The organism is Eggerthella hominis (assembly GCF_014287365.1).
Classification (GTDB): domain Bacteria; phylum Actinomycetota; class Coriobacteriia; order Coriobacteriales; family Eggerthellaceae; genus Eggerthella; species Eggerthella guodeyinii.
Genome location: NZ_JACOOA010000004.1, coordinates 95,653 through 119,778 on the forward strand (window position 1 = coordinate 95,653; position 24,126 = coordinate 119,778).

Annotated in this window: 18 protein-coding genes and 1 tRNA gene; 4 read left to right on the plus strand and 15 right to left on the minus strand. The window is 65.3% G+C overall.

From position 1 onward, the window contains the following. Positions 1-2: 2 nt before the first annotated feature. The 10 genes from H8S61_RS09915 to H8S61_RS09960 form a co-directional block, all read right to left on the minus strand. Positions 3-1,550 carry an FAD-dependent oxidoreductase gene (locus H8S61_RS09915; RefSeq protein WP_186938877.1) on the minus strand — a complete coding sequence of 516 codons (1,548 nt, stop codon included), beginning with the start codon at positions 1,548-1,550 and terminating at the stop codon, positions 3-5. A 625-nt stretch (positions 1,551-2,175) separates the two neighbouring features. Beyond that, complete coding sequence (locus H8S61_RS09920; protein WP_160940770.1) at positions 2,176-3,834, minus strand: Na+/H+ antiporter NhaC family protein; 1,659 nt, start codon at positions 3,832-3,834, stop codon at positions 2,176-2,178. A gap of 191 nt (positions 3,835-4,025) precedes the next feature. After that, positions 4,026-5,027 (minus strand): YdcF family protein, encoded by a 1,002-nt coding sequence (locus H8S61_RS09925; protein ID WP_186938878.1) that lies wholly within the window; start codon positions 5,025-5,027, stop codon positions 4,026-4,028. Positions 5,028-5,224: 197 nt separating this feature from the next. Then, the gene (locus H8S61_RS09930; RefSeq protein ID WP_186938879.1) at positions 5,225-6,763 is read right to left on the minus strand and encodes a sodium:solute symporter family protein; all 1,539 of its coding nucleotides are present in this window, start codon (positions 6,761-6,763) and stop codon (positions 5,225-5,227) included. 569 nt (positions 6,764-7,332) lie between these two features. Continuing rightward, on the minus strand, positions 7,333-8,574 hold the full coding sequence (locus H8S61_RS09935; RefSeq protein ID WP_186938880.1) for a phenylacetate--CoA ligase family protein: 1,242 nt from the start codon (positions 8,572-8,574) through the stop codon (positions 7,333-7,335). A 210-nt stretch (positions 8,575-8,784) separates the two neighbouring features. Continuing rightward, the gene (locus H8S61_RS09940; RefSeq protein ID WP_186938881.1) at positions 8,785-9,771 is read right to left on the minus strand and encodes a diguanylate cyclase domain-containing protein; all 987 of its coding nucleotides are present in this window, start codon (positions 9,769-9,771) and stop codon (positions 8,785-8,787) included. A 94-nt stretch (positions 9,772-9,865) separates the two neighbouring features. Next, the gene (locus tag H8S61_RS09945) at positions 9,866-10,462 is read right to left on the minus strand and encodes an indolepyruvate oxidoreductase subunit beta (RefSeq protein ID WP_186938882.1); all 597 of its coding nucleotides are present in this window, start codon (positions 10,460-10,462) and stop codon (positions 9,866-9,868) included. Beyond that, positions 10,455-12,440, minus strand: coding sequence for a thiamine pyrophosphate-dependent enzyme (locus tag H8S61_RS09950; protein WP_186938883.1), 1,986 nt, complete (start codon positions 12,438-12,440; stop codon positions 10,455-10,457). The genes H8S61_RS09945 and H8S61_RS09950 overlap by 8 nt, the downstream gene beginning before the upstream one ends. Positions 12,441-12,799: 359 nt before the next feature. Beyond that, the gene (gene purE, locus H8S61_RS09955; RefSeq protein WP_154332655.1) at positions 12,800-13,270 is read right to left on the minus strand and encodes a 5-(carboxyamino)imidazole ribonucleotide mutase; all 471 of its coding nucleotides are present in this window, start codon (positions 13,268-13,270) and stop codon (positions 12,800-12,802) included. Positions 13,271-13,331: 61 nt separating this feature from the next. Continuing rightward, a complete protein-coding gene (locus H8S61_RS09960; protein ID WP_160940779.1) occupies positions 13,332-13,970 on the minus strand; it encodes a TetR/AcrR family transcriptional regulator in 639 nt (212 codons plus the stop codon). 161 nt (positions 13,971-14,131) lie between these two features. Between H8S61_RS09960 and H8S61_RS09965 the strand changes: the two genes are divergently transcribed. The 3 genes from H8S61_RS09965 to H8S61_RS09975 all read left to right on the plus strand — a co-directional run bounded on the left by H8S61_RS09965 (position 14,132) and on the right by H8S61_RS09975 (position 17,699). Beyond that, positions 14,132-14,308 carry a twin-arginine translocase TatA/TatE family subunit gene (locus H8S61_RS09965; protein ID WP_160940780.1) on the plus strand — a complete coding sequence of 59 codons (177 nt, stop codon included), beginning with the start codon at positions 14,132-14,134 and terminating at the stop codon, positions 14,306-14,308. Positions 14,309-14,573: 265 nt separating this feature from the next. Beyond that, a complete protein-coding gene (locus tag H8S61_RS09970; protein ID WP_186938884.1) occupies positions 14,574-17,525 on the plus strand; it encodes an EAL domain-containing protein in 2,952 nt (983 codons plus the stop codon). Between the two features lie 98 nt (positions 17,526-17,623). Further along, a tRNA-Phe gene (locus H8S61_RS09975) sits at positions 17,624-17,699 on the plus strand. 49 nt (positions 17,700-17,748) lie between these two features. Here H8S61_RS09975 and H8S61_RS09980 read toward each other — a convergent pair. Continuing rightward, on the minus strand, positions 17,749-18,204 hold the full coding sequence (locus tag H8S61_RS09980) for a hypothetical protein (protein ID WP_186938885.1): 456 nt from the start codon (positions 18,202-18,204) through the stop codon (positions 17,749-17,751). Between the two features lie 265 nt (positions 18,205-18,469). Between H8S61_RS09980 and H8S61_RS09985 the strand changes: the two genes are divergently transcribed. Further along, positions 18,470-20,977 carry a transporter substrate-binding domain-containing diguanylate cyclase gene (locus tag H8S61_RS09985; protein ID WP_186938886.1) on the plus strand — a complete coding sequence of 836 codons (2,508 nt, stop codon included), beginning with the start codon at positions 18,470-18,472 and terminating at the stop codon, positions 20,975-20,977. Positions 20,978-21,030: 53 nt separating this feature from the next. On the opposite strand, the gene H8S61_RS09990 is transcribed toward H8S61_RS09985, so the two are convergent. The 4 genes from H8S61_RS09990 to H8S61_RS10005 are packed head-to-tail and all read right to left on the minus strand — an operon-like array spanning position 21,031 to position 24,089. After that, positions 21,031-21,633 (minus strand): hypothetical protein, encoded by a 603-nt coding sequence (locus H8S61_RS09990; RefSeq protein WP_186938887.1) that lies wholly within the window; start codon positions 21,631-21,633, stop codon positions 21,031-21,033. Beyond that, a complete protein-coding gene (locus H8S61_RS09995; RefSeq protein ID WP_186938888.1) occupies positions 21,620-22,264 on the minus strand; it encodes a hypothetical protein in 645 nt (214 codons plus the stop codon). Before H8S61_RS09995 ends, H8S61_RS09990 begins: the two co-directional genes overlap by 14 nt. A gap of 2 nt (positions 22,265-22,266) precedes the next feature. Then, positions 22,267-23,262, minus strand: coding sequence for a pilus assembly protein PilM (gene pilM / locus H8S61_RS10000; protein ID WP_160940797.1), 996 nt, complete (start codon positions 23,260-23,262; stop codon positions 22,267-22,269). A gap of 35 nt (positions 23,263-23,297) precedes the next feature. Continuing rightward, positions 23,298-24,089, minus strand: a complete 792-nt coding sequence (locus H8S61_RS10005) for a prepilin peptidase (protein WP_436231604.1) — start codon at positions 24,087-24,089, stop codon at positions 23,298-23,300. Positions 24,090-24,126 lie beyond the last annotated feature (37 nt).

Consider the following 24,126-nt stretch of genomic DNA (forward strand, 5'->3'; position numbering starts at 1 on the left):
GCCTACGCCGTGGCGAGCGCGGCGCCCGTCAGGCGGCCCATGGTGAGCGCGCTCGAGTTGGAGCAGTGGCGCACGAAGCTGCGGTTGTACATGAAGCGGTGCGTGGCCTCGCCCACCGCGAACAGGCCGGCGATGGGGCTGCCGTCTTCGCCGAGCGCCTGGCAGGACGCGTCGGTCTTCACGCCACCCATCGTGGCCACGTAGGACGGCACAAACTTCACCAGGTAGAACGGGCCGTCGCCGTAGGCCGCCAGCATGTCGGCTTTCTTGCCGAACGCCTCGTCCGCGCCTGCAGCCGCCGCCTGCTGATACGCCTCGAACGTGGCGGCCAGCTGCGGAGCTCCCGCAACGTCGGCCAGCTCCTCGATCGAGCTCGCCTTCAGCACGTCACCCGTTGACAGGCCCTTCTCGATGACGGCCGTCACCTCGGCGTTCACGCTGTCGAACAGCACGTAGTACGGGCCCGCCTGGTTGTCGGTCATGGACGTGGCCAGCGCCGTCACCGGGGCCGCCTCGTTCACGAAGCGCGCGCCCGTGGCATCGACGAGCATCTTCGACGACGTTGCCGCGCCCTCCATACCCGTGTCGCACAGCTTCTTGAAACCCGCGTCGGCCTTCGTCAGCGCGCGCGTTGGCATGATGACGTTCGGGATGATCCACGGATCCTCGTACAGCGCGGCGCCGATGGCAGAGGCCATGGTCATGCCGTCGCCCGTGTTCATGGCGTTGCCCAGGTACTGGAAGCCCATCTCGTTGATGGCGGGCACCAGCTGGTCGCAATAGTCCGCGCTGCCGCCGAACCCGCCGGTGGCCAGCACCACGGCCTTCGCGCGCAGTTCCTGGGAGCCGTCGGGGCCCTGCACCTTCACGCCCACCACGGCGTCGCCGTCCTTGACGAGCTCCGTCGCCTCGGTCGAAAGCATCGTCTGCACGCCCAGGCGCTCGAACTCGGCCGCGAACACGTTCGCCAACTGCACGCCCGCCTCGGTGGCGGGATCGGCGCTGACGTCGGGCTTCACCGTGTCGGTGCCCACCATCTCCTTCGTGAACGACTTCTCGAACGTGATGCCCAGCTGCTCGACCCACGCGATGGTGGCGCAGCTTTCCTCCATGAGGTGCTGCATGCGGCTGTAGTCGGGATACGGGGCATCCACCTTGCCGATTTCGGTGAGGTCGCGATAGCGGGCGACGAACTGATCCATCGTGTCGGGCGCATCGGAGTCGTAGCGCCAATCGGCCTGGTTCTCGGCAACCTGGGCGATGGACACGTTGCCCTTGGACGTGAGGAACGTCGAGGTGAGGAACGGCGCCTTGTCGACGAGAATCACGCGCGCGCCGTTCTGCGCTGCGGAGATGGAGCACGCCGAGCCCGCCAGGCCCGAACCGAGGACGATGATGTCGGCTTCCGCCGCCTCGGCTGAACCGGGCGCGGTGGCTGCGCCGTTCTCCTTCTTGGGCTCGGATAGCGGGCTGCACCCGGTCAACGCGAGCGACCCGCCCAGCACCATAGCCCCCACAACGAACTGCCTCCTGGTGAACATGCTCCCCATTGCTCTCTCCTCTCGTAGATAGGCGGCCGGGCCGCCTCGAACGACCGCACTATACGACGGCCGAGGAGGCGCACCATCGCACGAATGGGTGTACCTTTTGATCGCACGAAACGAGGGAGGGCCTTCGACCTGGGGATTCACCTAAAGCGCCGGGAACCGTGCCAGTGCCGAGCACAGTCCCCGAGTTATGCACCCTTGTGGCATTGAAACACTCCGAAAAGCGCCCGGTTCTCGAGTTATGTACCCTCACGAAGCTCCGCGCACGGCGGCATGGCGGCGCGGACGAATTCCGATCTGGGGTTATTCCGCGCCTCCGCGCACAAGGTGCCCTACGAGAGCCGATCGAGCCTGTCACGAGGGCGCATAACTCGAGAACCGAGAGCTGGGCAGTTCGGTAGCCACGGGACACCCGACCGAGGGAGCGAATTCGCCGTCTTTTAAAGAAGGAGTTTCACGTGAAACACTTGTACGAGCCGCGCCGTTTGCCGGAATCGAAGGATGCCAATGGGAGGGATTGCGCTCGCTCAGGATGGCTGGCACGCGCTCGATTTCGCGCGCAAAAAAGCGCCCGGGACGCTTTCGTCCCGGGCGCTTGCCGCGTCGCTCGCTTGCCTGCTCGCTCGCGCTACGCTTTCACCGCTCCGTACTTCGAGCGGTTCAGCACGAGAATCGCGGCGATCATCATCACGGCGCCCACGACCAGCGCGATCCACGGGCTGCCCGTGAAGCCGGCGACGATGTAGCCCACGATGCACACGGCGGCCACCACCGACGCGTACGGCAGCTGCGTGGCCACGTGGCGCAGGTGGTTGCATTGCGCGCCCGCCGACGACAGGATGGTCGTGTCCGAAATGGGCGACACGTGGTCGCCGTACACCGCGCCGCCCAGCGTGGCGCCGATGGCCACGAGGAACAGCGGATCCTGCGCCGGGAACACGCCGATGACGATGGGCAGGATGAGCGCGATGGTGCCCCACGACGTGCCCATGGCGAAGCCGATGAACGCCGCCACGATGAAGATGACGGCCGGCAACAGCGCCAGCCCCACCCCAATGCTGTTCAAGAAGCCGCTGACGAACTCGCCGGTTCCCAGCAGGTAGCGGCACGTGCCGCCCAGGCTCCACGCCAGCACGAGGATCATGATGGCGCCCACCATGGAGCGCACGCCCTCGGCCACGCCGTCCATGTAGCCCGACAGCGTCATCAGCTTGCGCGGCAGGAACATGGCCGCCGTCACCACAAGCGCCACGCACACGCCGATGCACAGGCCGAACACCGGGTTCTCGCCCACCGCCGTGGCGAAGTCGACGCCCTGGAAGAAGCCGCCCGCGTACAGCATGCCCAGGATCGAGAAGATGATGAGCACCACGATGGGCACGATCAGGTCGAACACGCGGCCCTTGTCCGAGATGGACATGCCCTTGAACTCCTCGGCGGCAATCCTCGCCGCTTCGTCGAGCTCGTCCTCCTCGGCGATGACCGTGTCCATCTTCAGCGGCAGCGCATCGGCCGCGTGCGGGTCGGAGATGCCCACGGTGGACATCGACTCGAGCGCGCTGTCCTTCGGCGGAATGCGGTGCTGCTTGTCGGAGGGCTGCTGCACCTCGGCCTCGGCAACGCGCATGGGGCCGAAGTCCTTCTTCGTGGCGCACATGAAGAAGACGAACACGATGGTGAGCAGCGCGTAGAAGTTGTACGGGATGGACTGGACGAACGTGGTGAAGCCGCCCTCGCCCAGGTAGCCGCCCACGGCCACGGCCCACGACGACACGGGCGCGATGATGCAGATGGGCGCCGCGGTGGAGTCGATGATCCAGGCCAGCTTCTCATGGCTGATGTTGAAGCGGTCGGTGACGGGCCGCATGACCGCGCCCACCGTGAGGCAGTTGAAGTAGTCGTCCACAAAGATGATGATGCCCAGCACCGCAGTCAGCACCTGCGCCATCTTCGCGTTCTTGATGTGCGTGGACACCCATTCGGCGTACGCGCGCGAGCCGCCGGCGGCCGCGATGACCACCACGAGCGCGCCCAATAACGCAAGGAACAGCAGCAGCGCCCCGTTGCCGGCTATCTGCTCGGCCATCATCTGCGGCACCATGGTGAACGAGTCGACGAGCGGCTCGACGCCCACGCCGTTGAGCGAGAACTGGTAGATCACCATGCCGATGAACACGCCGATGGCAAGCGAGGAGTACACCTCCTTCGTGATAAGCGCCAGGCCCAGCGCCAGAATCGGCGGTACGATTGACCATACCCCCGTGCTGATGAGGTCGAATCCTTCCATATGATCCCCTTCGTCGTGCAATTCGCCGAACGGCATGCACGTGGTTCCGCCTCCACCCTCGCCGCGCTTCTCCGGACGCGATGCTTGAGGACGCAGGCCGAATCGCCGCCGTTCGGCACCAGTCGCTTTAGTATACAAGCACGCATGACGAAGGGGATAGAAAAACGCCGATGTTTTTGGTTCGCGACCCGTTACAGCTGGAAAAGGGCGATGGCGGCGAAAGGCAGCCAGAGGACGAAGATCACCACGAAAGGCCAGCGATGGGCATTGCTCACGGCCACGAATTCGCGGATGAACGCCGTGGGCCAGAAGTAGCTCGCGGTCTTGCTGCCCACGCCGTCGGCGGCCAACCCGATCTTGTGCGCGTACTCGGCCGTGCGGAACACGTGGTAATCGCTGGTCACCACGGCGGCGCGATACGCGCCCGCGCCTGAGCGCGCATCCATGATGGCCTTGGAGTTGCGCAGGTTCTCCATCGTGGTGGTCGACCGGTCCTCCTCGATGATGGCGTCGGCGGGCACGTTGCGCTCCTCGATGAGGTACGAGCGCATGGCCGCGGCTTCCGACACCGCCTCGTCGGCGCCTTGGCCGCCCGACGCGACGATGACCGCGCGGCGCCCGTCGGCCTCCCAGAGCTCGACGGCCTTGTCGAGGCGCGCGGCCAGCAGCGGCGTGGGCTTCGTGCCCGACAGGCCTGCGCCGTGCACGACGATGTAGTCGTAGTCGCGGCGCTTCGGGAGCCGGCGGTACAGCCACGAGTACAGCAGCAGCGCCGCGAACGTGAACGCCACGTACGAGCCCTCCATGATCACGAGCAGCGCCAACGCCAGCACGATCGGCGGCATCTGCATGAGCAGGAACAGCGGCGCGGCCACGCACACGAACACGATGCACAGCGCGAACAGCCCCGGCAGCAGGTGCGACAGCGACAGGCCCTCGCGCTTCACCACCACGAAGGTGTTCGCCAGCAGGAATACGACGAGGGCCACCGTGCCGAACGGAATGGCCGCCAACCCGATGAGCACGAGCCACGGCAGATCGAACTGGATGGACAGGCCGTACAGGCCGAACAGGCACAACAGCAGGAAGTACAGCGCGTTGCGGAACTGCCGCGGCTCCTTGCGGAAGTTCTTGACGAACAGGAGCCCGAACACGAGCGCGGGGAAGTATATGAGGAGCAGCGTGAAGAACATGGATGGGCTTTCAACGAGGTTGCGAGGAGGCGAACACGATCATTCGACAGTATAGCGTTCGTCGCATCGTCGTCGCCAAACTGTTCCTTTGGGCGGGCGCCGCGCGGGATGGCAGCGCCCGCCTCCGGCGAACGAGTGTTTCACGTGAAACGCTCGTTCGCGCGGCGCGGGGCCGGCGGGCGCACCCACGCGCGTCCCTATTCCGCTTCCAGCTCCTGCTCGAATTCGCGATCGATGGCGCCCTCGGCGTGCGGCGGGTCGACCTCGAAGTCCACGCGTTTCGTGAACAGGCTCACCACCGGCACGATGATAAGCGACAGCACCATCGCGATGGCGCCGCAGTTGATGGGCGACGCGATGAACGCCGTGCCCACGAACCCGGCGATCATGTTGCCCGTGGTCAGGCCCACGCCCACGATGAAGCTGGCCCACACGGCCGGCTTCGAGATGCGCTTCGAGTACAGCCCCCAGAAGAAGGGCCCCAGGAACGAGCCGGCCAGCGCGCCCCACGAGATGCTCATGAGCTGCGCGATGAACGTGATGGACGAGTTGTACTGGATAAGCGCGATCACCGCCGAGATCACGATGAACACCACGATGAGCACGCGCATGTAGCTGAGCTGCTTCTTCTCGCTCATGTTCTTCACGAGGTTGTCTTTGATCAGGTCGAGCGTCAGCGTGGACGACGACGTCAGCACGAGCGACGACAGCGTGGACATGGACGCGCTCAGCACCAGCACGATCACGATGCCGATGAGCAGGTCGGGCAGCGTCGACAGCATGGTGGGGATGATGGAGTCGTACACCGGCGTGCCGGCGGCCGTCATCTCAACCTGCCCGCCGTACAGGCGGCCGAATCCGCCCAGGAAGTAGCTGCCGCCCGCCACGATCATGGCGAACACGGTGGAGATGATGGCGCCCTGCTTGATGGCGGGACCGCTCTTGATGGCGTAGAACTTCTGCACCATCTGGGGCAAGCCCCAGGTTCCCAGGCTGGTCAGGATGATAACGCCGATGAGGTCGGGCAGATTGGGCCCGAAGAAGCTGACGAACGGTCCGGCCATCTCCGAGCCCTCGGACGGAATCAGCGACAGCGTGGTGAGGGCCTCGGTGAAGCCGCCGTTGTTCACGAGCACGGCCACGATGACCGCCACAATGCCCAGCAACATGACGATGCCCTGGATGAAGTCGTTCATGACCGTGGCCATGTAGCCGCCCAGCACCACGTACACGCAGGTGATAACCGCCATGCCGATGACGCACACCTCGTACGGCAGCCCGAACGCCATGCCGAACAGGCGCGACAGGCCGTTGTAGACGCTGGCCGTGTACGGGATGAGGAACACGAAGATGATGGCCGCGGCCGCGATGCGCAAACCCTTCGACTGGTAACGCTCGCCGAAGAACTCGGGCATCGTGGACGCGCCCAGGCGGTGCGTCATCTCGCGCGTGCGCGGGCCGAGCACCCACCAGGCCAGCAAGCTGCCGAGGATGGCGTTTCCGATGCCGATCCACGTGGCGGCGATGCCGTATTTCCAGCCGAACTGCCCGGCGTAGCCCACGAAGATGACGGCGGAGAAGTAGCTCGTGCCGAACGCGAACGCGCTCAGCCACGGCCCCACGTTGCGGCCGCCCAGAATGAACCCGTCAACGCTTCCGGTGTGTCGTCGACAGTAGATGCCGACGCCCACCGCAACGCCGACGAAAATGAGTACCATGCATATCTTCTCGATCATGGAGTGCATCCCTTCCTTGTTTGCATACAGCGAAACGACCCCTCGCGCGAAGGACCGGCAGCGGCGCACACGACAATCCGCTTCGCCGTGTCGTCGGACGACGACAGGCGCGCAGAGCCCCGTGTGCTAGAGGTATCGATAGGAATAGTAGGAGAAGGCGCGGTAGGCGGTCGCGTCGGCGGCCGAAGAGGCCGGTTGCGCGGCAAGCGTGGCCACAAGCGAGTCCGCAGGGCGCGGGGCGATGGATCGGCATACGGCCGCGACGGCGAGCTGGAGTCGCCAGCGCTGTTCAACGGCAGTATGTCCCTTCGCAGAATGCATGGGCATACTTTACCATAGTGGAGCATGCCGGTGAGGTAAAATTTCCGCCTAGGCCGATACCGTCGCCGCCGCGATCGCTTTCGCGCAGCAGCGGTTCCTCCGAAAGCACCCGCTCGTCGAAGGCGATCAAGCTCGCGCTCATCGCGGCGTAGTGCGCGGACGAACGAATGTTTCACGTGAAACATTCGGCCCAGGCGGCGCGGGCCCGCCTGTGGAAGCAGCGGGCCGCGCGGGGGTTTCGGGGCGGTTTAATACCGGCTGTCGAAGATGCGCTTCGTCTTCTTCTCGCTGCGGGGCAGCTCGCCCATGGGGACGCCCTTGGCGTCGGGGGTGCAGCCGCACTTCGCCTTGAAGATGAGGGCCAGCTCCTCCTCGGCGCGCTGCTTCGCCTCGGCGCGCAGCGGAGTTTCGAACAGCACCGTGAGCACGTCCTTGCCGCTGATGTTCTCGATCATCACCTGGTACTCGCTCGAGGTGCCGTCGGTGGCGGCGATGACTTCCTCCACCTGCGCGGGGAAGATGTTGCAGCCCTTCACCTTGAACATGTCGTCGGTGCGGCCGGTCAGCGTGTCGATGCGCGGGTGGCGATGGCCGAACGCGCACGCGCAATCGCCCGGGATGATGCGCGTGAGGTCGTGCGTGCGGTAGCGGATGAGCGGCGCGCCCTGCTTGCGCAGCGTGGTCAGCACGAGTTCGCCCACTTCGCCGTCGGGCACGGGAGCGCCCGTGTCGGGGTCGACCACTTCCACGTACACGTAGTCGTCCCAGATGTGCATGCCGTGATGCTCGTCGCACGAGATGCCGATGCCGGGGCCGTACACCTCGGTGAGGCCGTAGATGTCGTAGATCTCCACGCCCAGCTCGCCGGCGATGCGCTGGCGCATCTTGTCGCCCCACCGCTCGCTGCCGATGACGCCCTTGCGCAGGTGAATCCGATCGCGAATGCCGCGCTCGGCGATCTCCTCGGCCAGCAGCAGCGCGTAGGAGCTGGTGGCACACAGCACGGTGGACTTGAGGTCCTGCATCATGCGCAGCTGCTTCTCGGTGTTGCCCGGCCCCATGGGGATGGCCATCGCGCCCAGGCGCTCGGCGCCCAGCTGGAAGCCGATGCCCGCCGTCCATAGGCCGTAACCGGGGGTGATGTGGATGCGGTCGCGGTTCGTGATGCCCGCCGTCTCGTAGCAGCGCGCGAACTGGATGGCCCAGTCGGTGACGTCCTGCTGCGTGTAGGGGACGATGACCGGCGTGCCCGTGGTGCCGCTGGAGCTGTGGATGCGCACGATTTCCTCGTCGGGCACGGCCTGCAGGCCCAGCGGGTAGGCGTTGCGCAGGTCGTCCTTCTCGGAGAACGGAAGCTTCTCGAAGTCTTCCTGCGTCTGCACGTCGGCGAGGTCGATGCCCTCGAACTTGCTCGCGTAGAACGGCGAGCGCTCCTTGAGCGTTTTGAACTGGTTTTTGATGAGTGCGAACTGATCGCTGGTAAGCTGCATGATGGTCCTCCCGGGAACGATGGTCTTCTACAGGGTACGAAGATGCTTCAAGCCCGCAAGCGCGAGTCTTGAAGCTAGAGCCATCGACCTGCCGAAACCACGGCTATGATGGGAAGGGTGTCGTTCGCGTGTTCCATGCGTCCATTCTAGGCGAAGCCGCCGCGATTGCAAACCCGCAACTTCGCAGGTGCGTGCAGCCGGCACGCGCGATCACCAGCTGAAGCGCGCTTTGCCCTTTCCCTTGCTGGCGTACAACGCCTGGTCGGCCGCGCGGTAGATGTCGAAGAACGTGCGCCCGCGCACCACCCGCACGATGCCCACCGAGCACCCCAGCTCCACCTCGCGTGCGGCCGAGTGCGCACCCCACGCCTCGATGAGCTGGCGCGCCTTGGCCTCGGCGTCCGCAGCGGAAAGAGGGCAGGTGGAGAACACGGCGAACTCGTCGCCGCCCATGCGGCCGATGAGCGCGTCGCGCGGGAACACCTGCTGCAGCACGTCGGCGAACTCCGCGATGACCCGGTCGCCCTCGGGATGGCCGAGCGTGTCGTTCACCGTCTTGAAGTCGTCGAGATCGATCATGAAGAAGGCGTTGCCCTCGCCGCCCTCGATGAGCGCGGTCGCCACGTGTTTCTCGAATGCGGCATGGTTCAGCAGCTCGGTCATGGAGTCGAGCTCGGCGCGGCGCTCCATCGCTTTGGAGTGCTCGAGCGCGGCGTTCGCCTGCTCGGTGGCCGTTTTCGGGTAGTACTCCTCGCGGCGCTGGTCGATGTTGGGCGTGGAATGGTGCAGATGCGTCAGCAGCAGGCGGTCGCCGGCGCGGCGGAACACGAGCGTAAAGCGCGTATCCATCTCCACGAGCAGCGGTTTGGGCTGGTCGGGGCGCTCGCGCACCCACAACGTGCCGAACACGAGGCAGGAGTCGGCGCCGATGGGGCGCGGCTCGTAGTATTCGTCGAGGATCTCGAAGACGACGTCCTGGGCTTCCTCCTGGTCGCGCTCCAGCCCCGTGAAGAACGACGCGAGATCGGCGTAGAACTCGTGCTTGCCCGTGCCGATGAGCGAGAGAAGCTGCGGGTCCATGGTGTCCACGATGAACTGGACGCTGTCTTCCGACGGCTCGATAAGGTACGCCTTCCACAGTTCGCGCGTCAGTTCCACCGCTTTCGCCAACCACGCGCGGTCCATCGTCTCCTGCACGGCGTCCTCGCCTTCTATTGCCCATACCAACTGGGCAATCAGTATATCAGCATCCGTGCGCGGCACCTACGGCAAGGGGGATGTTCTTTCGGTTTTACACCCCCGCGACCGCGTCGACGGCGGCCAGGTTGAGGGCGACGAAGCGGGGCTTGACGCACTCCTCGAGGGCGCGACGCAGGTCGTCGAGGTCGAGCGGGATCGCCCCGACGCTCAGCGCGCTGGCCAACAGCACCGAGTTCAGCACCTTGCGGCTGCCCACCGCGTCGGTGAGCGCGACATCGTCGACGGCGACGAAGCGCGCGTCGGTGCCGGCCAGCGATCGCTCGATGCGCGCGACCACGTCGTCGGCGCGATAGGGCCGGTCGGACAGCGCCGCCGTGACCGGCTGGATGGCCGTGGTCGCGGTGACCAGCAGGCCGTCGGACGCGAGGAACGGCAGCACGCGCGCAGCCTCGGCCGGCTCGAACGCGATGATGAGGTCGGCCGTGCCCTCGGCCAGCAACGGCGCGAACACCTCCTCGCCCGCGTCGCCCATGCGCACGTGCGACACCACGTTGCCGCCGCGCTGCGCCATGCCGATCGTCTCGGCCGTGCGCACCTGCCAGCCTTTATCCTGTGCGGCCTGGGCCAGCACTTTCGCGGCCAGCACCGTGCCTTGGCCGCCGACGCCCGCCAGCATCACGTTACGCATGGGAGCCTCCTTCCGGCGCCGATCCGTCCGAAGATGTTTCACGTGAAACATTTGTTTGGTCGACAGGCGTCATCGAAAGCGCGTCGAAGGGGCACACCTGCGTGCACAATCCGCAGCCGTTGCAGAGGCTGGCATCCACAAACGCCTGGCCGCGCTCTTTGCTGCGCGCGCCGCGCGCGTCGGCATCGAAGCCGATGGCCGGGCACCCGATCTCGGTGATGCACTTCTTGCAGCCCGTGCAGGTTGCGGGATCCACGATGGCCGGCGCGCCCGGCTTCACCAGCTGGATGCACGGAGACTCGAACAGGAGGGCGCTGGGCCCCTCGTAGTCGAGCGCCTCGCGCGCGGCAGCCACCGACGCGTCCAGGTCGAGCGGGTCGGCATGCACGATGCAGCCGAAACCGAGCGCCTCCAGCACGCGCGGGATGGAAAGGGGCTTGCGTTTCGGCCCCATGAGCGTGACGCCGGTGCCGGGATGCGGCTGCGAGCCGGTCATAGCCGTGGTGGCGTTGTCCAGCACGCACACGGTGATGTCGTGACCGTTGTACGCGGCGTTCGCGAAGCCCGGCAAGCCGCTTGCGAAGAACGTCGAATCGCCCACGAACGCGACCGCCTTCTTCTGCGGTTCGGCCACGGAAAAACCCTGCGCCATCGTAATGCCCGCGCCCATGCACAGGCACGTGTCCACCGCGTCGAGCGGCATGGCGTTGCCCAGCGTGTAGCAGCCGATGTCGCCGCACAGCACGGCGGGCGTTTTGCCCAGCGCGCGCTTCACCGCATAGAAGCTGCCGCGATGGGGGCAGCCCGCGCACAGCACGGGCGGGCGCACGGGCAGCGGATCGTCTTCGGCAGCGTAGGACGCAAGCGCGTTCGCGGGCGCGGCGGCATCGGGGATGCCGAGGAAGCGCACGATGCGCTGGGCGATGTCGTCCACGTCGTTCTCGCCGCGGTCGCGCGCGTCACCGGTCAGACGGCCGCGCACCTCGAAGGCGGCGTGCGTGCGACCCGCGTGCACGAGCAGCGCGTCCTCCAGCACGTGGTCGAGCTCCTCCAGCACGAGCACCTGGTCGAGGCCTTCGACGAACCGCGCCGCCGTTTCCTCCGGGAAGGGATAGGGCGTGCCCACCTGCCAGAAACGGTACGCGGGCACCTCGATGCCCTGCTCGGCCGCGCGCGCTTCCACCATGCGCAGCGCCTCGCGAGCGTAGGCGGCCGACACGCCGCCCGCCACGATGCCGAGACGCGGCGAGGAGGGTTCAAGTCCCCCTCCGACTATCGGGTTGAACGCCGCAAGCACCGGCTCGACGGCGAAATCGTGCGCGATCGCCACCAGGCGCTCGTTGATCTCGCCGTGCGCCTGGTAGGCGCGGCGCGGGAAGATGACCCACTTGGAATCTCGCTCGAAGCCTTCTTCGGGCACCGGGCGCGCATCGGTGGCGTCCGCCACGTCGAAGAACGTCGAGGCGTGGTTGATGCGCGTGGTGGGACGCACGATGACGGGGGTATGGTAGCGCTCGGACAGGTCGAAGGCGGCCTGCATCATGGCGAAGCCCTGGTCGGGCGTGGCGGGGTCGAGCACGGGCAGCTTGGCGAAGGAGGCGAAGCGACGCGTGTCCTGCTCGGTCTGCGACGAGATGGGGCCCGGATCGTCGGCCACGAACAGCACCATGCCGCCCTTCACGCCCACGTAGTTCAGGCTCATGAGCGGGTCGCTAGCCACATTGAGGCCCACCTGCTTGCAGGTGAACAGGCAGCGCGCGCCGGTGTACGATGCGCCGGCCAGCAGCTCGAGCGCGCTCTTCTCGTTCGTGGACCACTCCACGTGGATGCCGCGCGCGGCACCTTCGGCATGCAGCTTCGCCACCGTCTCGATGAGCTCGGACGACGGCGTTCCCGGGTAGCCCGCCACCACGCGCACCCCGGCCTCGAGCGCCGCGTGCGCGAACGCCTCGTTCCCCATCAGCAGTTTCTTCGTCATGTTCTCGCCTGCCCCATCACGTACGAATGTTTCACGTGAAACATTCGGCTCTTGCGCTTACGCTTGAGGTTCCATGATAGCGCACGGACGCGCCCCTCGCGCGGTCGTATCCGCGAGGGGCGCGAGGGGCCAGGGCTTACAGCACGGAAAAGCGCCCCCGCATGCGGAGCATGCGGGGGCGCCGGAGGCGCGCGGAACCGGCGGCGCAGAAGCAACGCGTCCACCACACCAGCGAACGAATGTTTCACGTGAAACATTCGGCTGGCTGCGCGGCGCGCAATCGCAGCACGCGGGGCGCGCAGCGCAAGGGGCAGCGCGCGGCGCAGCCGCGCCACCCGCCACGCCACCCAGCGCGCCGTTTACGCGTCGGCCATGCCTTGCTTGAAGTCGATGATCTTCTGGCGGGCGCCGTCGCAGCCGGTGCCGAGGATCTGCACGGCCAGGATGGCCGCGTTCTTTGCGCCGTTGATGGCGACGCAGGCCACCGGCACGCCGGAGGGCATCTGCACCATGGACAGCAGCGAGTCCAAACCGCCCAGGTCGCTCGTCTTCATCGGCACGGTGATCACGGGGTTCGGGGTGTACGCCGCCACGACGCCTCCCAGGTGAGCGGCCTTGCCAGCCGCCGCCACGATCACGCGGATGCCGCGCTCGTGCGCCGTGCTGGCCCACTCGTGCACCTCGGCCGGCTTGCGATGCGCGCTGGCCACCTTCACCTCGTACGGCACGCCGAACTCGTCGAGCTGCTTCATGCAGGGCTCCATGGCGGGCATGTCGCTCTCGGAACCCATGATGATGCCGACCACGGGGCTGTTCTGTTCGCAGGACATTCGCTCTCCTTCTGTTGCGCTGATTGGTTGCACTCAGTGTAGCGAACCGAAGCCGGGCGCGCTATCCCACAATACGCCTGATCACCGCTTCTACGTCGCACGCCCGGGGCAGGCCCGACGCCGGGTCGTCGGCCACGCGGTACAGGGCGAACTTCGCCGCCTCAAGCGCCTCGGACACGACGATGTTCGCCTCCTCGGCCACGCTCAAAGCGTCGGGGCATGCGCGCACGGCCGGGTTCGCCTCGAGGTACGCGCCCACGATCTCGCGGAAGTCGCTGACGAAGCCGAACGTGTTGTCCAGGAACAGCCGCATGAGCGCGGGCGTGTCCTTGACGAGCGCCACGCGCTGCGCGGCGACGTCGCTCTCCCAATCGAACGAGTCCACCACCTCGAGGAACAGCGACAGCGCGGCATGGAACATCGAGCACGGCATGAGGCGGTCGAACGCCGCATGCACCGAGGCGACGTCGAGGTCGTACTCGCCGATGCCCACGATGGCGGCGTCCTTCGTGGGGAAGTAGTTGAAGAAGGTTCCCTGCGACACGTCGGCACGCTCGCAGATGAGGGCCACGGTCACGCTGTCGTAGCCCAGCTCCCCCACCAGCGCGATGGCCGCGCGCTCGATGGCGGCGCGCGTCGCGCGGCGCTTGCGTTCGCGCAATCCTATCTTTCGCCCGCCGTCCGTTTGTAGCTGTGCCATCGCTCGCCCTCCGCGCTTCCCTGTGCCGTGTACTCCGCATTATACGGGTCGCGGGCGCTTTACGTCGAAATTGTCAGTTTTACTACAAAATTATAGTCACTTCAATTTTGAGGTTGCTATAATGCTCGATGCCGTTAACGGGAAGCTGGAAGGAGCGCGCTATGAGGATATTCGGAATGGGCATGCCTGAGCTCATACTAATCATGGTGGTGGTGCTCATCATCTTCGGGCCGAAGAACCTTCCGAAGCTCGGCGGCATGCTGGGTCGCGGCGTCAAGAAGATCCGCGGGCGCGTCGAGGACGACGACGTGGACGCCGACGCCGCCCAAACCGCGTAGCCCGACAGCCGATCCCTCGGCCAGCCAAAATACGTCCCTGCCCAAACCTCTCATTCAAGCTGCTCACGGGCCTTGCGAAAGCGCGTCCAAAGTTAGCACTCCCCACTTTACGGCGCTCGCCCCCCAGACTATAATCCTACGATATTACTTTGCTTTAACGGAACGGCAGGGCGCCAAGCGAATGCGAGCTTCCCCGCCGAAAGGAGCTCCTTTCTTGGGCGCGACAGCAGCAGTACCGCGGGAGGCTGCACACGACGATCGTGCCATGCGCGCTCGCTTCCACCAGCTCATCGCTTCCGGCGAGCCATTCGGCGTGCTGGCGTTCGGGGTGGACAACTTCGACCGCATCAACAACCTGTTCTCGTACGAGTTCGGCGACCGCGTACTCGAAAGCATCGCCGCCCTGATGACGGAGCTTGCTCCCGACGGAGCCGAGACGTTCCGCTTCGACGGCGACTGCTTCGGAACGGTGGTGCCCCTCGTCGCCGACGCCGCGGACCTCCAAACGCTGTTCGATCGCGCGCTGGCCTCCACGTGCGCGGGCTTCACCATCGACAGCGCCTCCATCGCGTTCAGGATCACCGGATGCGCGTGCCTCTACCCCGCCAACGGGCGCAGCGCCGAAGAGCTGTTCCGCAACGTGCACATCGCCCTCATCGACGCGAAGCGAAGCGGCCGAGCCACGTGCATCACCTGCACGGACACCCTGTGCGCCGCGTCGCGCAAAACGCTGCTGCTCATGGAAACGCTGCAAGGGTGCATCGCTGACGGATTCAGGGGCTTCTCCGTTCGCTACCAGCCGTTCGTCGACACGCGCGACGACGAGGTGCACGGCTGCGAAGCGCTCATGCGGTGGAACGACGAGCAATTCCCCGAGGGCGTGCGGCCCTTCGAGTTCATCCCCTATCTCGAGGAAAGCGGGCTGATAACCGCGGTCACCACCTGGCTCATGGACGTGACGTTCGAGCAGGCGGCGCGCTGGGTCGAGAACGACCCGACATTCGTGATGAACATCAACCTTTCCAAGTACGTGCTCGACGACCCTGACTTCAAGTTCTGCATCCTGCAGGCGGCGAAGAACCACCAGGTGGATCCGCACAACATCATGCTCGAGCTCACGGAGAGCGGCACGATCACCGACGCGGCCGGGCTGGGCGACACGTTCGATTTCCTGCGCAGCCAGGGGTTCGGCGTGGCGTTCGACGACTTCGGCACCGGCTACGCCTCGCTCAACCTGTTCCGCGTCATCGCCGCCGACGAGCTGAAGATCGACCGCACCTTCCTCGACCGCATCACCTACGACGTGAACGACCAGCGCATCGTGTCGCACATCATCGACCTCAGCCACAGCATGAACCTCAGCGTGTGCGTCGAAGGCGTCGAGACCGAAGAGGTGCTCGCCATCATGCACTCGATGGGCGCCGATTACATCCAGGGCTTTTTCTACGATCACCCGCTGGACGCGGAGACGTTCGAACGCCGCTACCTGCAAGGCGAGACACAGATCGGCGAGGAACGGGAACCCGTGACGGGCTCCATCGTTTACGCCCACGCGCAACCGGTGCAGCCGCTGTCGCCCGGCGCGCTCATCGATCGCGCGCACGCGGGCGTGTTCCAGGTGGCCATGGACGAGAACTTCACGTTCATCACCTGCAACGAAGGGTATCGGCGCATGCTGGGCTACACGGCGCCCGAGATCGAGACGAAGCTGGGAAACCGCGCGCTCGCCATCGTCCATCCCGACGATATGGCGTACGTCAACGAGGAGATCCGCCGGCAGCTGGGCCAGGGCGACACCGTGCTCATCGAGTTCAGGATCGTGCGCGCCGACGGGCAGGTGCTCTGGATCACGGGCACCGGGAACGTGGTGAGGCCGAAGACCGGCACCCCGTACCTCGTCGTGGTCATCGTGGACACCGATCGCTTCAAGCGCGAGGCGCTTGCGGACGCCGAGGAGCTGGCGCTGCTGCGCCACATCCTGGACAACGCTCCCGTCGCCATCAAATGCCTGAGCTACGACGAGCACTTCACCATCAAGCACCTGTCGGGAACCTTCCTGTCCACCATCGGCTACACGCCCGACGAGATCCGCAGCCGGTTCGGCAACCGCTACATCAACCTCGTCCATCCCGACGACATCGCCCCCACCGTGGCCCTCGTGCAGGAGAAGGCGCAGCCGGGGCGCGTGTTCGACCTGCGCTATCGCCTGCGTGCCAGCGACGGGCGCATGTTGTGGTTCAACACGAAGACGAAGCTGTGCGAACCCGACGAGCACGGCGCGAGCGATTTCGTGTCGGCGGTTGTGGAAGTGGAGGGGCCCGGAGCGCTGAGCGAGGGGCTGATGCTGGACAACCGCTACCAGATGGCGTCGAAGCGCTGGGGCGACGTGCTGTTCAACCTGTACCTGGATACGGGCGAGGTCGAATTCACCGACAACTACGAGGGCGAGCTGGGCGCGCCGCCGCGCGCGACCATCGCCGAGCAGCTGGCGCTTTCGCCCGCAAGCGATCGCGACGTGATCGTCGCGTGCATCGAGCAGGCGATGAGCGGGCTCGTGCCCGCCCCCATCGAGATGCGCATCGCGCCCCGCGGCGACCAAGACTATATATGGTGCTCGCTCTCGTTCAATTGCGCGGAAACGTCCGAAGGGAACCCCGTCGCCATTTTCGGGCGCATCAAGAACATCGACGTCGAGAAGCGTGAGCGCGACGAGCTGCTGCACGACTCGCAGACCGACCCGCTGTGCGACGTGCTCAACAAGATCACCGTCGAGCACGTGGTGGAAGAGGCGCTGCGCACCGCGTCCCCCGAAGAGCACTACTCGTTCGCCATCATCGACATCGACAACTTCAAAGGCGTCAACGATACGGCCGGGCACCTCGTGGGCGACCAGATGCTCGTAGCCGTGGCGGGCGCGCTCAAGGCGCTCGTGACGGAGCAGGGCGTGGTCGGGCGCATCGGCGGTGACGAGTTCATGGCGTTCCAGCCCTGCGACCCGGACTCCCAAAAGCAACTCGCGTTCGGACAGCGCATCATCGACCGGCTCGCCCACGCCGGCACGTTCGACGACGAAGCCGTGCGCCTGCGCACCAGCGTGGGCCTTGCGAGCTATCCCGAAGACGGAACCAGTTTCTACGAGCTGTTCAAACGCGCCGACGCCGCGCTCTATTTGGCGAAGGAACGCGGCAAGAATCGCGCGTGCCTGTACCGGGAGTAGGGAGCGTGCGGCGCGCCGAGAAAACCTGCGCTTTTCGCTTGACCCCAGGCCGCGCGACCGGTACAATATCGTTCCACGTCCTCACGGACGTCTGATGTGGTCGGGTAGCTCAGTTGGTAGAGCAGCGGACTGAAAATCCGCGTGTCGAGGGTTCAAGTCCCCCTCCGACCACCATGTGCATGCAAAAGCGCTCCCTTCGGGAGCGCTTTTTTGTTGCCGAGTCTCACAGCGGAAGCGGCCGCATGAGCGCGTAGAGGCAGAACGCGACGGGATACAGGATGAGCAGGAACGCGTAATAGGCGGTGAGGGTGCCGGACACCGTGAGCGCGTCGATGTGCGCGTAGGCGCGGTTTCGCGCGTCGCCCGAAACGAGCAGAACGACGCACAGCGCCAGCGATGCGATGCTGTACACGACGAACGGGGTGACCAGGAACCAGGCCATCTCGCCCTTGTTGCACAAGCCGCCGGGAGTGGCCAGCAGAAGCGCGAGCGCCATCACCACGTTGATCACCGACGCCGGCATCACGGCAACGACGAACGCCCGCGCCGCGCCGAACTGCACCTGTTTGATCCAGAACCGGAATGCAACGAGCGAAACCGCCAGCACGACGAGCATCACGATGATAGCCGCCGTCGATCCCAACCACGCCCCCACGCCCATGCTGTTCGTATAACCCACTTGTCCCCATGCCCTGCACATCATTTATCACCGCATTCGAGGATACCCTATCTGGTGTCCTCGAACTGGAACCCCTCGTGTTCATCCGTAAAGCTTCGTTGAAATTCGCGCGTTCCCCGAGCACGTCAAATAAACTACCCTCCCCCGCCTTTTCCACACGGGAGGGACTATACTGGTAACTTATATGCCACACACGGAACCAAGATGAGGCCACGTGATTACCAGGGGATCACAATCGATATCTCTGCTCGCCCTCACGAGAGCGTTGCTTTCGGCTTTGCTGGTATGCGCGCTCTTTCCCGCCGCCGCGTTCGCCCAAGATTCCGACGCCGAGGTCCAGGAACGCATCGTCACCGTCGGCTACATGGACAGCGCGGGCATGTTGACGCAAAGAAGCGACGGCACCTACGAGGGATACACGTACGATTACCTCATGCGCATCGCGCAATTCACCGGCTGGACGTTCGAATTCGTCGAAGCCCAAGGCGAAACGAGCAGTGAGCGAGCGGCCAACCTCATGGACATGATCGACAGCGCCACTGTGGACGTTGTCGGCAGCATGACGTACAGCCCCGCACTCGGCGAGCTGTACGAATACCCGGAGAACAGCTACGGCGCCGCGCACACTTCGCTGTTCGCGCCGAACGTCGGAGCAACCGTTTCGCAAACCAACCTGTTCACGCAAGACGAGCTGCGCGTCGCCATCGTCTCCACGGCGAAGCAGCGGCACGCCGAACTCGAATACTACTGCGAGCAGAACGGCATCAAGCTGGTCACCGTCGAATGCGACACGGTCGCAGAGATGCAGGAAAAAACGCTGACGGGCGAGGCCGACGTGTTTCTCGAGATCGACATCAACATCCAAGACGGCTTCCACATCGTCTCGTCGTTCGCCGAGCGCCCCTACTTTTTCGCCGGCCCGGCAGGCGACCGCACCATCATCGACGAGATCGACGCCACCATCGAGCACATCAACCAGGGCAACCCCCAGCTTCAGAATACGCTGTACGACAAGTACTTCATGAAGGCCGACACCAACTTCGCGCTGACGGACGAAGAGCTGCAGTACGCGAAGCAGCACGAGACGCTGCGCGTGGGCGTGATCTCCGAGAAGGCTCCCCTGCAATCGTTCGACAAGCAAACCGGCCAGTTCAAGGGTGTGACGAAAGGCGTGCTGGAGTATCTCACCGAACACGCCGGGTTCTCGTTCGAGGTCGTGCAGATCTCCCCTTCGGACGACCTCGACGAGGCCATTCGCGACGCCAACGTGGACATCATCGCCGGCGTGAACGACAACGACAGCACCGCGAACGATCACAGCCTCGCGCTGACGGCGTCCTACATGACCACCTCCACGCTGCTGGTGTACAGCAAGTTCGTCGACCCCGACGATCTGGAGGGCAAGACGCTTGCGCTCCCCTGGGAGCTGGGCGAAGTAGCCCCGGAAGGTGCGAACACGCTTATTTACGACACCCTGGAAGAGTGCTTCGAAGCGGTGAATTCCGGCAAGGCCGATTATACGTACGGGCAATCCTACACCACGCCCTACTACCTCAACATCGACAACCTCAACAACCTGCTGTACCTGCCCATGTCCACGAAAACGGTGGACATCTGCTTCGGCATCGTGCAACCGATCGATCCCGACCTGCTGGTGATCTTCAACAAATCGCTGCGCGATCTGAGCGCCACCGATCTCGACTCCATCATCTACGACAACTCGCTGATCGACCAGAGCGAGCAGATCAGCTCGTTCATCAGCGATCACCTGCTCGAGTTCGCGCTGGGCTGCATATCGCTGCTGCTTATCATCATCGTGCTGCTCATGCTGTACCTGCGCTCCCGCATGGCTGCCGCGCGCGCCGTGCGCGAGGAGAACCTGCGCTTCCAAGAGCTGTACCGCCTGGCCAACGAGCAGTTCTTCGAGTACTCCATCAAGACGGACACCCTGCGCATATCGAAGTCGAAGAAGCTTATCGACGGGCTGCCCGAGGGAGACGCAACCGATCGGAACGACAACTCCTCGTACCTCGCGCTCGACAACGCCCGCGAGCGCATCAAGACCGGCGGCAGCGCCGAGCTGCTCGACGCCTTCACGGCTCCGTCGCATGCCGTGACGGAAGTGCTGTGCAACACGGGCGAAGACTCCAAAAACGCACGTCAATGGATACGCGTCACCTCGCACTTCGTCGAGGACGACGACGGCAAGCCCATCTCGGTCATCGGGAAGATCGCCAACATCGACGAGGAGATGCGCGAGAAGATGGACCTGTCCGAGCGCGCTCATCACGACGGCCTGACCGGGCTGCTGAATTGGAAGACGTTCCAGGAAAAGGCGGGCGCGTTGCTGGTCACCGGGAAAGCCGGCGCGCTACTGGTGGTGGACACCGACGACTTCAAGAGCGTGAACGACACCTTCGGCCACCTCGCGGGCGACCGCGCGCTGCAGCAGACGGCCACGGCGCTGGCGAAGGCGTTCCGCCCGCAGGACCTGGTCGGGCGCTTGGGCGGCGACGAGTTCGCCATCTGCATCGACGGGGAGATCGACTACGACCGCCTCGCGCAGGCCTGCGCCTCAATCGTGGGCGACGGCGTGTCGTTCCCCGACCAGCAGGGCGATCCGCACGCCGTGACGCTCAGCATCGGCGGCGTGGAGCTGCACGGCAAGGCCGACTCGTACCAGAGCGCGTACCGCCAAGCCGACAAGGCACTCTACCGCGCCAAGGCCGACGGCAAGAACCGCTACGTCATCGAGCACTACCGACCCGAATAGGCTCCTCGCAACCGCGCCCCTCGCTCCTCGCTGCCGTGCTCCTCGCTGCCGTGCTACTTGGCGGCCTTCTCCACGAGGCCGCTGGTGTTCGTGGCGCCGTTCGTCGTCTCGAGATACGTCACGCTGAGCGTCGCGTTCACGCTGCTGACGCTACCGTCGGCCAGCAGCTCGCCGGTCATCGTGAAGTCGGTGATCTGGCAGCGATACGTGCCGTTCTCCAGCTGGCGCACCACCTCGAGCGCCGACGCGTAGCTGGGAGTCGTGAACGACACCGTCACCGTGCGGCGCACAAGCTGACCCTCCACCGTCGGCTGGCCGAACGACAGGTTGTACGTGGTCGCGCTGCCCAGCAGCGTGTTCAGCTCGTTCAGCTCGTTGCGTATGTTGTCGTAGACGGCCACCTCCGGCAGCGTTTCGTCGTCGCCCAGCTCGTCGAGTTCGGCTTTCATGCGCGCGCGGTCGGCGGCCAGCGACTCCTGCGCGCCGATGTTCATCTCGATGCCCGCAAGCTGCTCGTTGTTCGCCGCCACCGTATCGGACACGTTCTTCACCACGAGGAAGTAATAGCACGCCACGACGAGCAGCAGCACCAGAACCAGAATGAGCACCGTCTCGCGCGTGGAAAACGAGCGGTTCAAAATGCTACGCCGCGCCATTGTCGGCCCCCTCTCCCTCGTCCGAGGCTTCCGCTTCGATATCCAGCGGACCCTTGAACACGATCTGGATCGTGGCCGACGTGCCGCTGTCGTTTTCGCCCTGCGCCGTCGACACCGTCACGTGCGACACGCGCTCGTCGCTCTCCAGGCTTTCCACCAGCGCAGACACTCGGCTCAAGTCGACGCCCAAACAGGTGGCCGTCACCGTGTTCGACGCAACGCGCAGGGAGTCCAGGTAACCCACGTTCATGACCTTCTGCTGCAGCAGGTCGAGCACCGTGTCGCGGTCGACGAGGTTCTGCTCCTGGTCGCTGAGCCCCGGAACCACGTAACGGTCGTACTGCGCGTTCAGCTCTTCGTAATCGGCGTTCTCGGCAACGAGCGCATCGAGGCGCGCCTGGGCGGCGGACACCTCGTTGCTGCTGGCCATGCTGGCCGACAGCGGATCGACGACCGCGAACTTCGCGAAGATGCCGATCAGCACGAGCGCGATGGCGAACAGCGCGAGCTGCACCGCCAGATTGCCGCGCGCCTGCTCGGTATCGACCAGGTTGATGGACGTTTTGGTCGGGTACGTCGGCGCCTTGCTGCGCTTCAGCGAGCCGAGCGACACTTCCTGCTTCAGATCCATGGCTATCGCCCCGCCTTCATGGTGGCGCCGATGGCGGCCGGGCAGCGGAGCGCCTCTTCGACGGGCACGCGCGCAGGCGGCAGCACGTCGGCGATGGAGGCGACGCGGATGTCGGCGTGCTCGGCAACCGCTTCGACCAGCGGGTTGAGCAGCGACCCGCCGCCGCAGCAGTACGCCACCTCGATGGAGGTGTTCGGGTTGTTGAAGCCGTAGAAGTTCAGTGCACGGCCGATTTCCACCGCGATGGATTGGTACACGCCGCGCGCCCCTTCCGAGCTTTGCGCGTGCTCGTAATCGGCGCGCTTGTACTGGTTGGCCACGTGCTCGTCCACGCCGAACTCGCGCGCGATGGCGCGGTCGATGTCGATGCCGCCGATCTCGATGACGCGGGCCACGTCGTAGGCCCCCTCGAGGAAGAAGTGCAGCTTCGTGACATGGTGCGAGAAGTCGATCACGCAGCAGTTCGCCAGCGCGCGGGAGTTGCCGCCAACGAGGTTCTGGTACGCCGCCTGCTCGGGCAGCGCCATTTTCAGCTTGAGGCCGGCGCGGCGGAACATCTCGGTGTAGTCGGCAATCGCCTGTTTCGGCGCGGCGACCGCGAGCAGTTCCATGCCCTCGGGCGTGCCGTCGGGACCGTTTTGCATGCCGAGCATCGCGTAATCGTAGAGGTAGCGGTCCTTGCCCTGCGAGATGTAGTCGCGGAACTCGTAGGGCAGGTTCAGCTGCAGCTCTTTCTCGGTCATGGCGGGCAGCGACAGGCGGCGGAACAGGCTGTCGGCCGCCGGCACGACGAACGCCACGTCCTTCGGCACGCCGCCCGTGTTTTTCACCACGCTCTTGATGAAGTCGGCCATTGCATCATGGCTGACCACGCGGCTGTCGACCACCAGGCCGTCGGGCAGCGTTTCTATTGCGACTTTGGTCACCGTCTCGCCGTCGCAGACCGCCAGCTTGACGCTGCTGTCTCCGATATCGACGCCCGTGTACGTTTTGCCCATGCGGCGCGTTTCCTTTCAGCCCGCTGCATACCCTGTCAGAACAACCCCGCATACCACGTGAGGATGGTCGGCCCCGCCAGCAACGTGAACACCGTCGCCGCCGCGATGGCCGGCCCGAAGGGGATCGCCCTTGTTCGGATGCTTTCGTCCTCGTCTTGCGAGGACGGAGCGGAAAGCCCCCGAACAACCGCGAACGCCAATCCCACCACGCACGCAACCAGCAGGTTGAGCATCGACCCTGCCAGCCCCAAGAACAAGCCCACCATGAACAGCAGCTTCACATCGCCGCCGCCCAGCGACGAGCGCTTCGTCACCATGTCGAACACGAGCGACAGCAGCAGCACCCCGCCGGCCACGCCCACGGCGCCCACGATGCCGTCGAGCGCCACCGAGCCGCCCGGATGCACCCAGCCGGCGAACAGGCTGCCCACCGAGAACGCGTCGGCGCGCGGCGCGGGCATGAACCAGATGGTGACGAGCCAGAGCACGCAACCGGCCAGCACGAATCCGTTCGGGATGGTGAAGGTGTCCAGGTCGACAAGCGCCACCGCCATGAGGATGCAGACGAGCACGAGATACGCCGCCGTCTGCACCGACACCCCGTAGCGCACGACCACCGCCGCGAACAGCACGGCCATGAGCGCTTCGACGATCACGTAGCGCGGGCTCACCCGCTGCCCGCAGTGTCGGCAGCGGCCACGCAGGGCGAGCCACGAGACGACGGGGATCAGGTCGAGCACGCCCAGCACGTGACCGCACGAGGTGCAATGGCTGCGGCCGGCCAACACGCTTTCGCCGTTGGCCTGCCGCCACGCCAAGCAGTTCACGAAGCTCCCCAAGCAAGCACCGAGTACGGCGGCGATC

What these genes read in the sequence shown, in the direction of transcription:
- H8S61_RS09915 (WP_186938877.1), bottom strand. Translation starts at nt 1,550, where the DNA reads ATGGGGAGCATGTTCACCAGGAGGCAGTTCGTTGTGGGGGCTATGGTG.
- H8S61_RS09920 (WP_160940770.1), bottom strand. Translation starts at nt 3,834, where the DNA reads ATGGAAGGATTCGACCTCATCAGCACGGGGGTATGGTCAATCGTACCG.
- H8S61_RS09925 (WP_186938878.1), bottom strand. Translation starts at nt 5,027, where the DNA reads ATGTTCTTCACGCTGCTCCTCATATACTTCCCCGCGCTCGTGTTCGGG.
- H8S61_RS09930 (WP_186938879.1), bottom strand. Translation starts at nt 6,763, where the DNA reads ATGATCGAGAAGATATGCATGGTACTCATTTTCGTCGGCGTTGCGGTG.
- H8S61_RS09935 (WP_186938880.1), bottom strand. Translation starts at nt 8,574, where the DNA reads ATGCAGCTTACCAGCGATCAGTTCGCACTCATCAAAAACCAGTTCAAA.
- H8S61_RS09945 (WP_186938882.1), bottom strand. Translation starts at nt 10,462, where the DNA reads ATGCGTAACGTGATGCTGGCGGGCGTCGGCGGCCAAGGCACGGTGCTG.
- H8S61_RS09950 (WP_186938883.1), bottom strand. Translation starts at nt 12,440, where the DNA reads ATGACGAAGAAACTGCTGATGGGGAACGAGGCGTTCGCGCACGCGGCG.
- purE (WP_154332655.1), bottom strand. Translation starts at nt 13,270, where the DNA reads ATGTCCTGCGAACAGAACAGCCCCGTGGTCGGCATCATCATGGGTTCC.
- H8S61_RS09960 (WP_160940779.1), bottom strand. Translation starts at nt 13,970, where the DNA reads ATGGCACAGCTACAAACGGACGGCGGGCGAAAGATAGGATTGCGCGAA.
- H8S61_RS09965 (WP_160940780.1), top strand. Translation starts at nt 14,132, where the DNA reads ATGAGGATATTCGGAATGGGCATGCCTGAGCTCATACTAATCATGGTG.
- H8S61_RS09970 (WP_186938884.1), top strand. Translation starts at nt 14,574, where the DNA reads ATGCGCGCTCGCTTCCACCAGCTCATCGCTTCCGGCGAGCCATTCGGC.
- H8S61_RS09990 (WP_186938887.1), bottom strand. Translation starts at nt 21,633, where the DNA reads ATGGCGCGGCGTAGCATTTTGAACCGCTCGTTTTCCACGCGCGAGACG.
- H8S61_RS09995 (WP_186938888.1), bottom strand. Translation starts at nt 22,264, where the DNA reads ATGGATCTGAAGCAGGAAGTGTCGCTCGGCTCGCTGAAGCGCAGCAAG.
- pilM (WP_160940797.1), bottom strand. Translation starts at nt 23,262, where the DNA reads ATGGGCAAAACGTACACGGGCGTCGATATCGGAGACAGCAGCGTCAAG.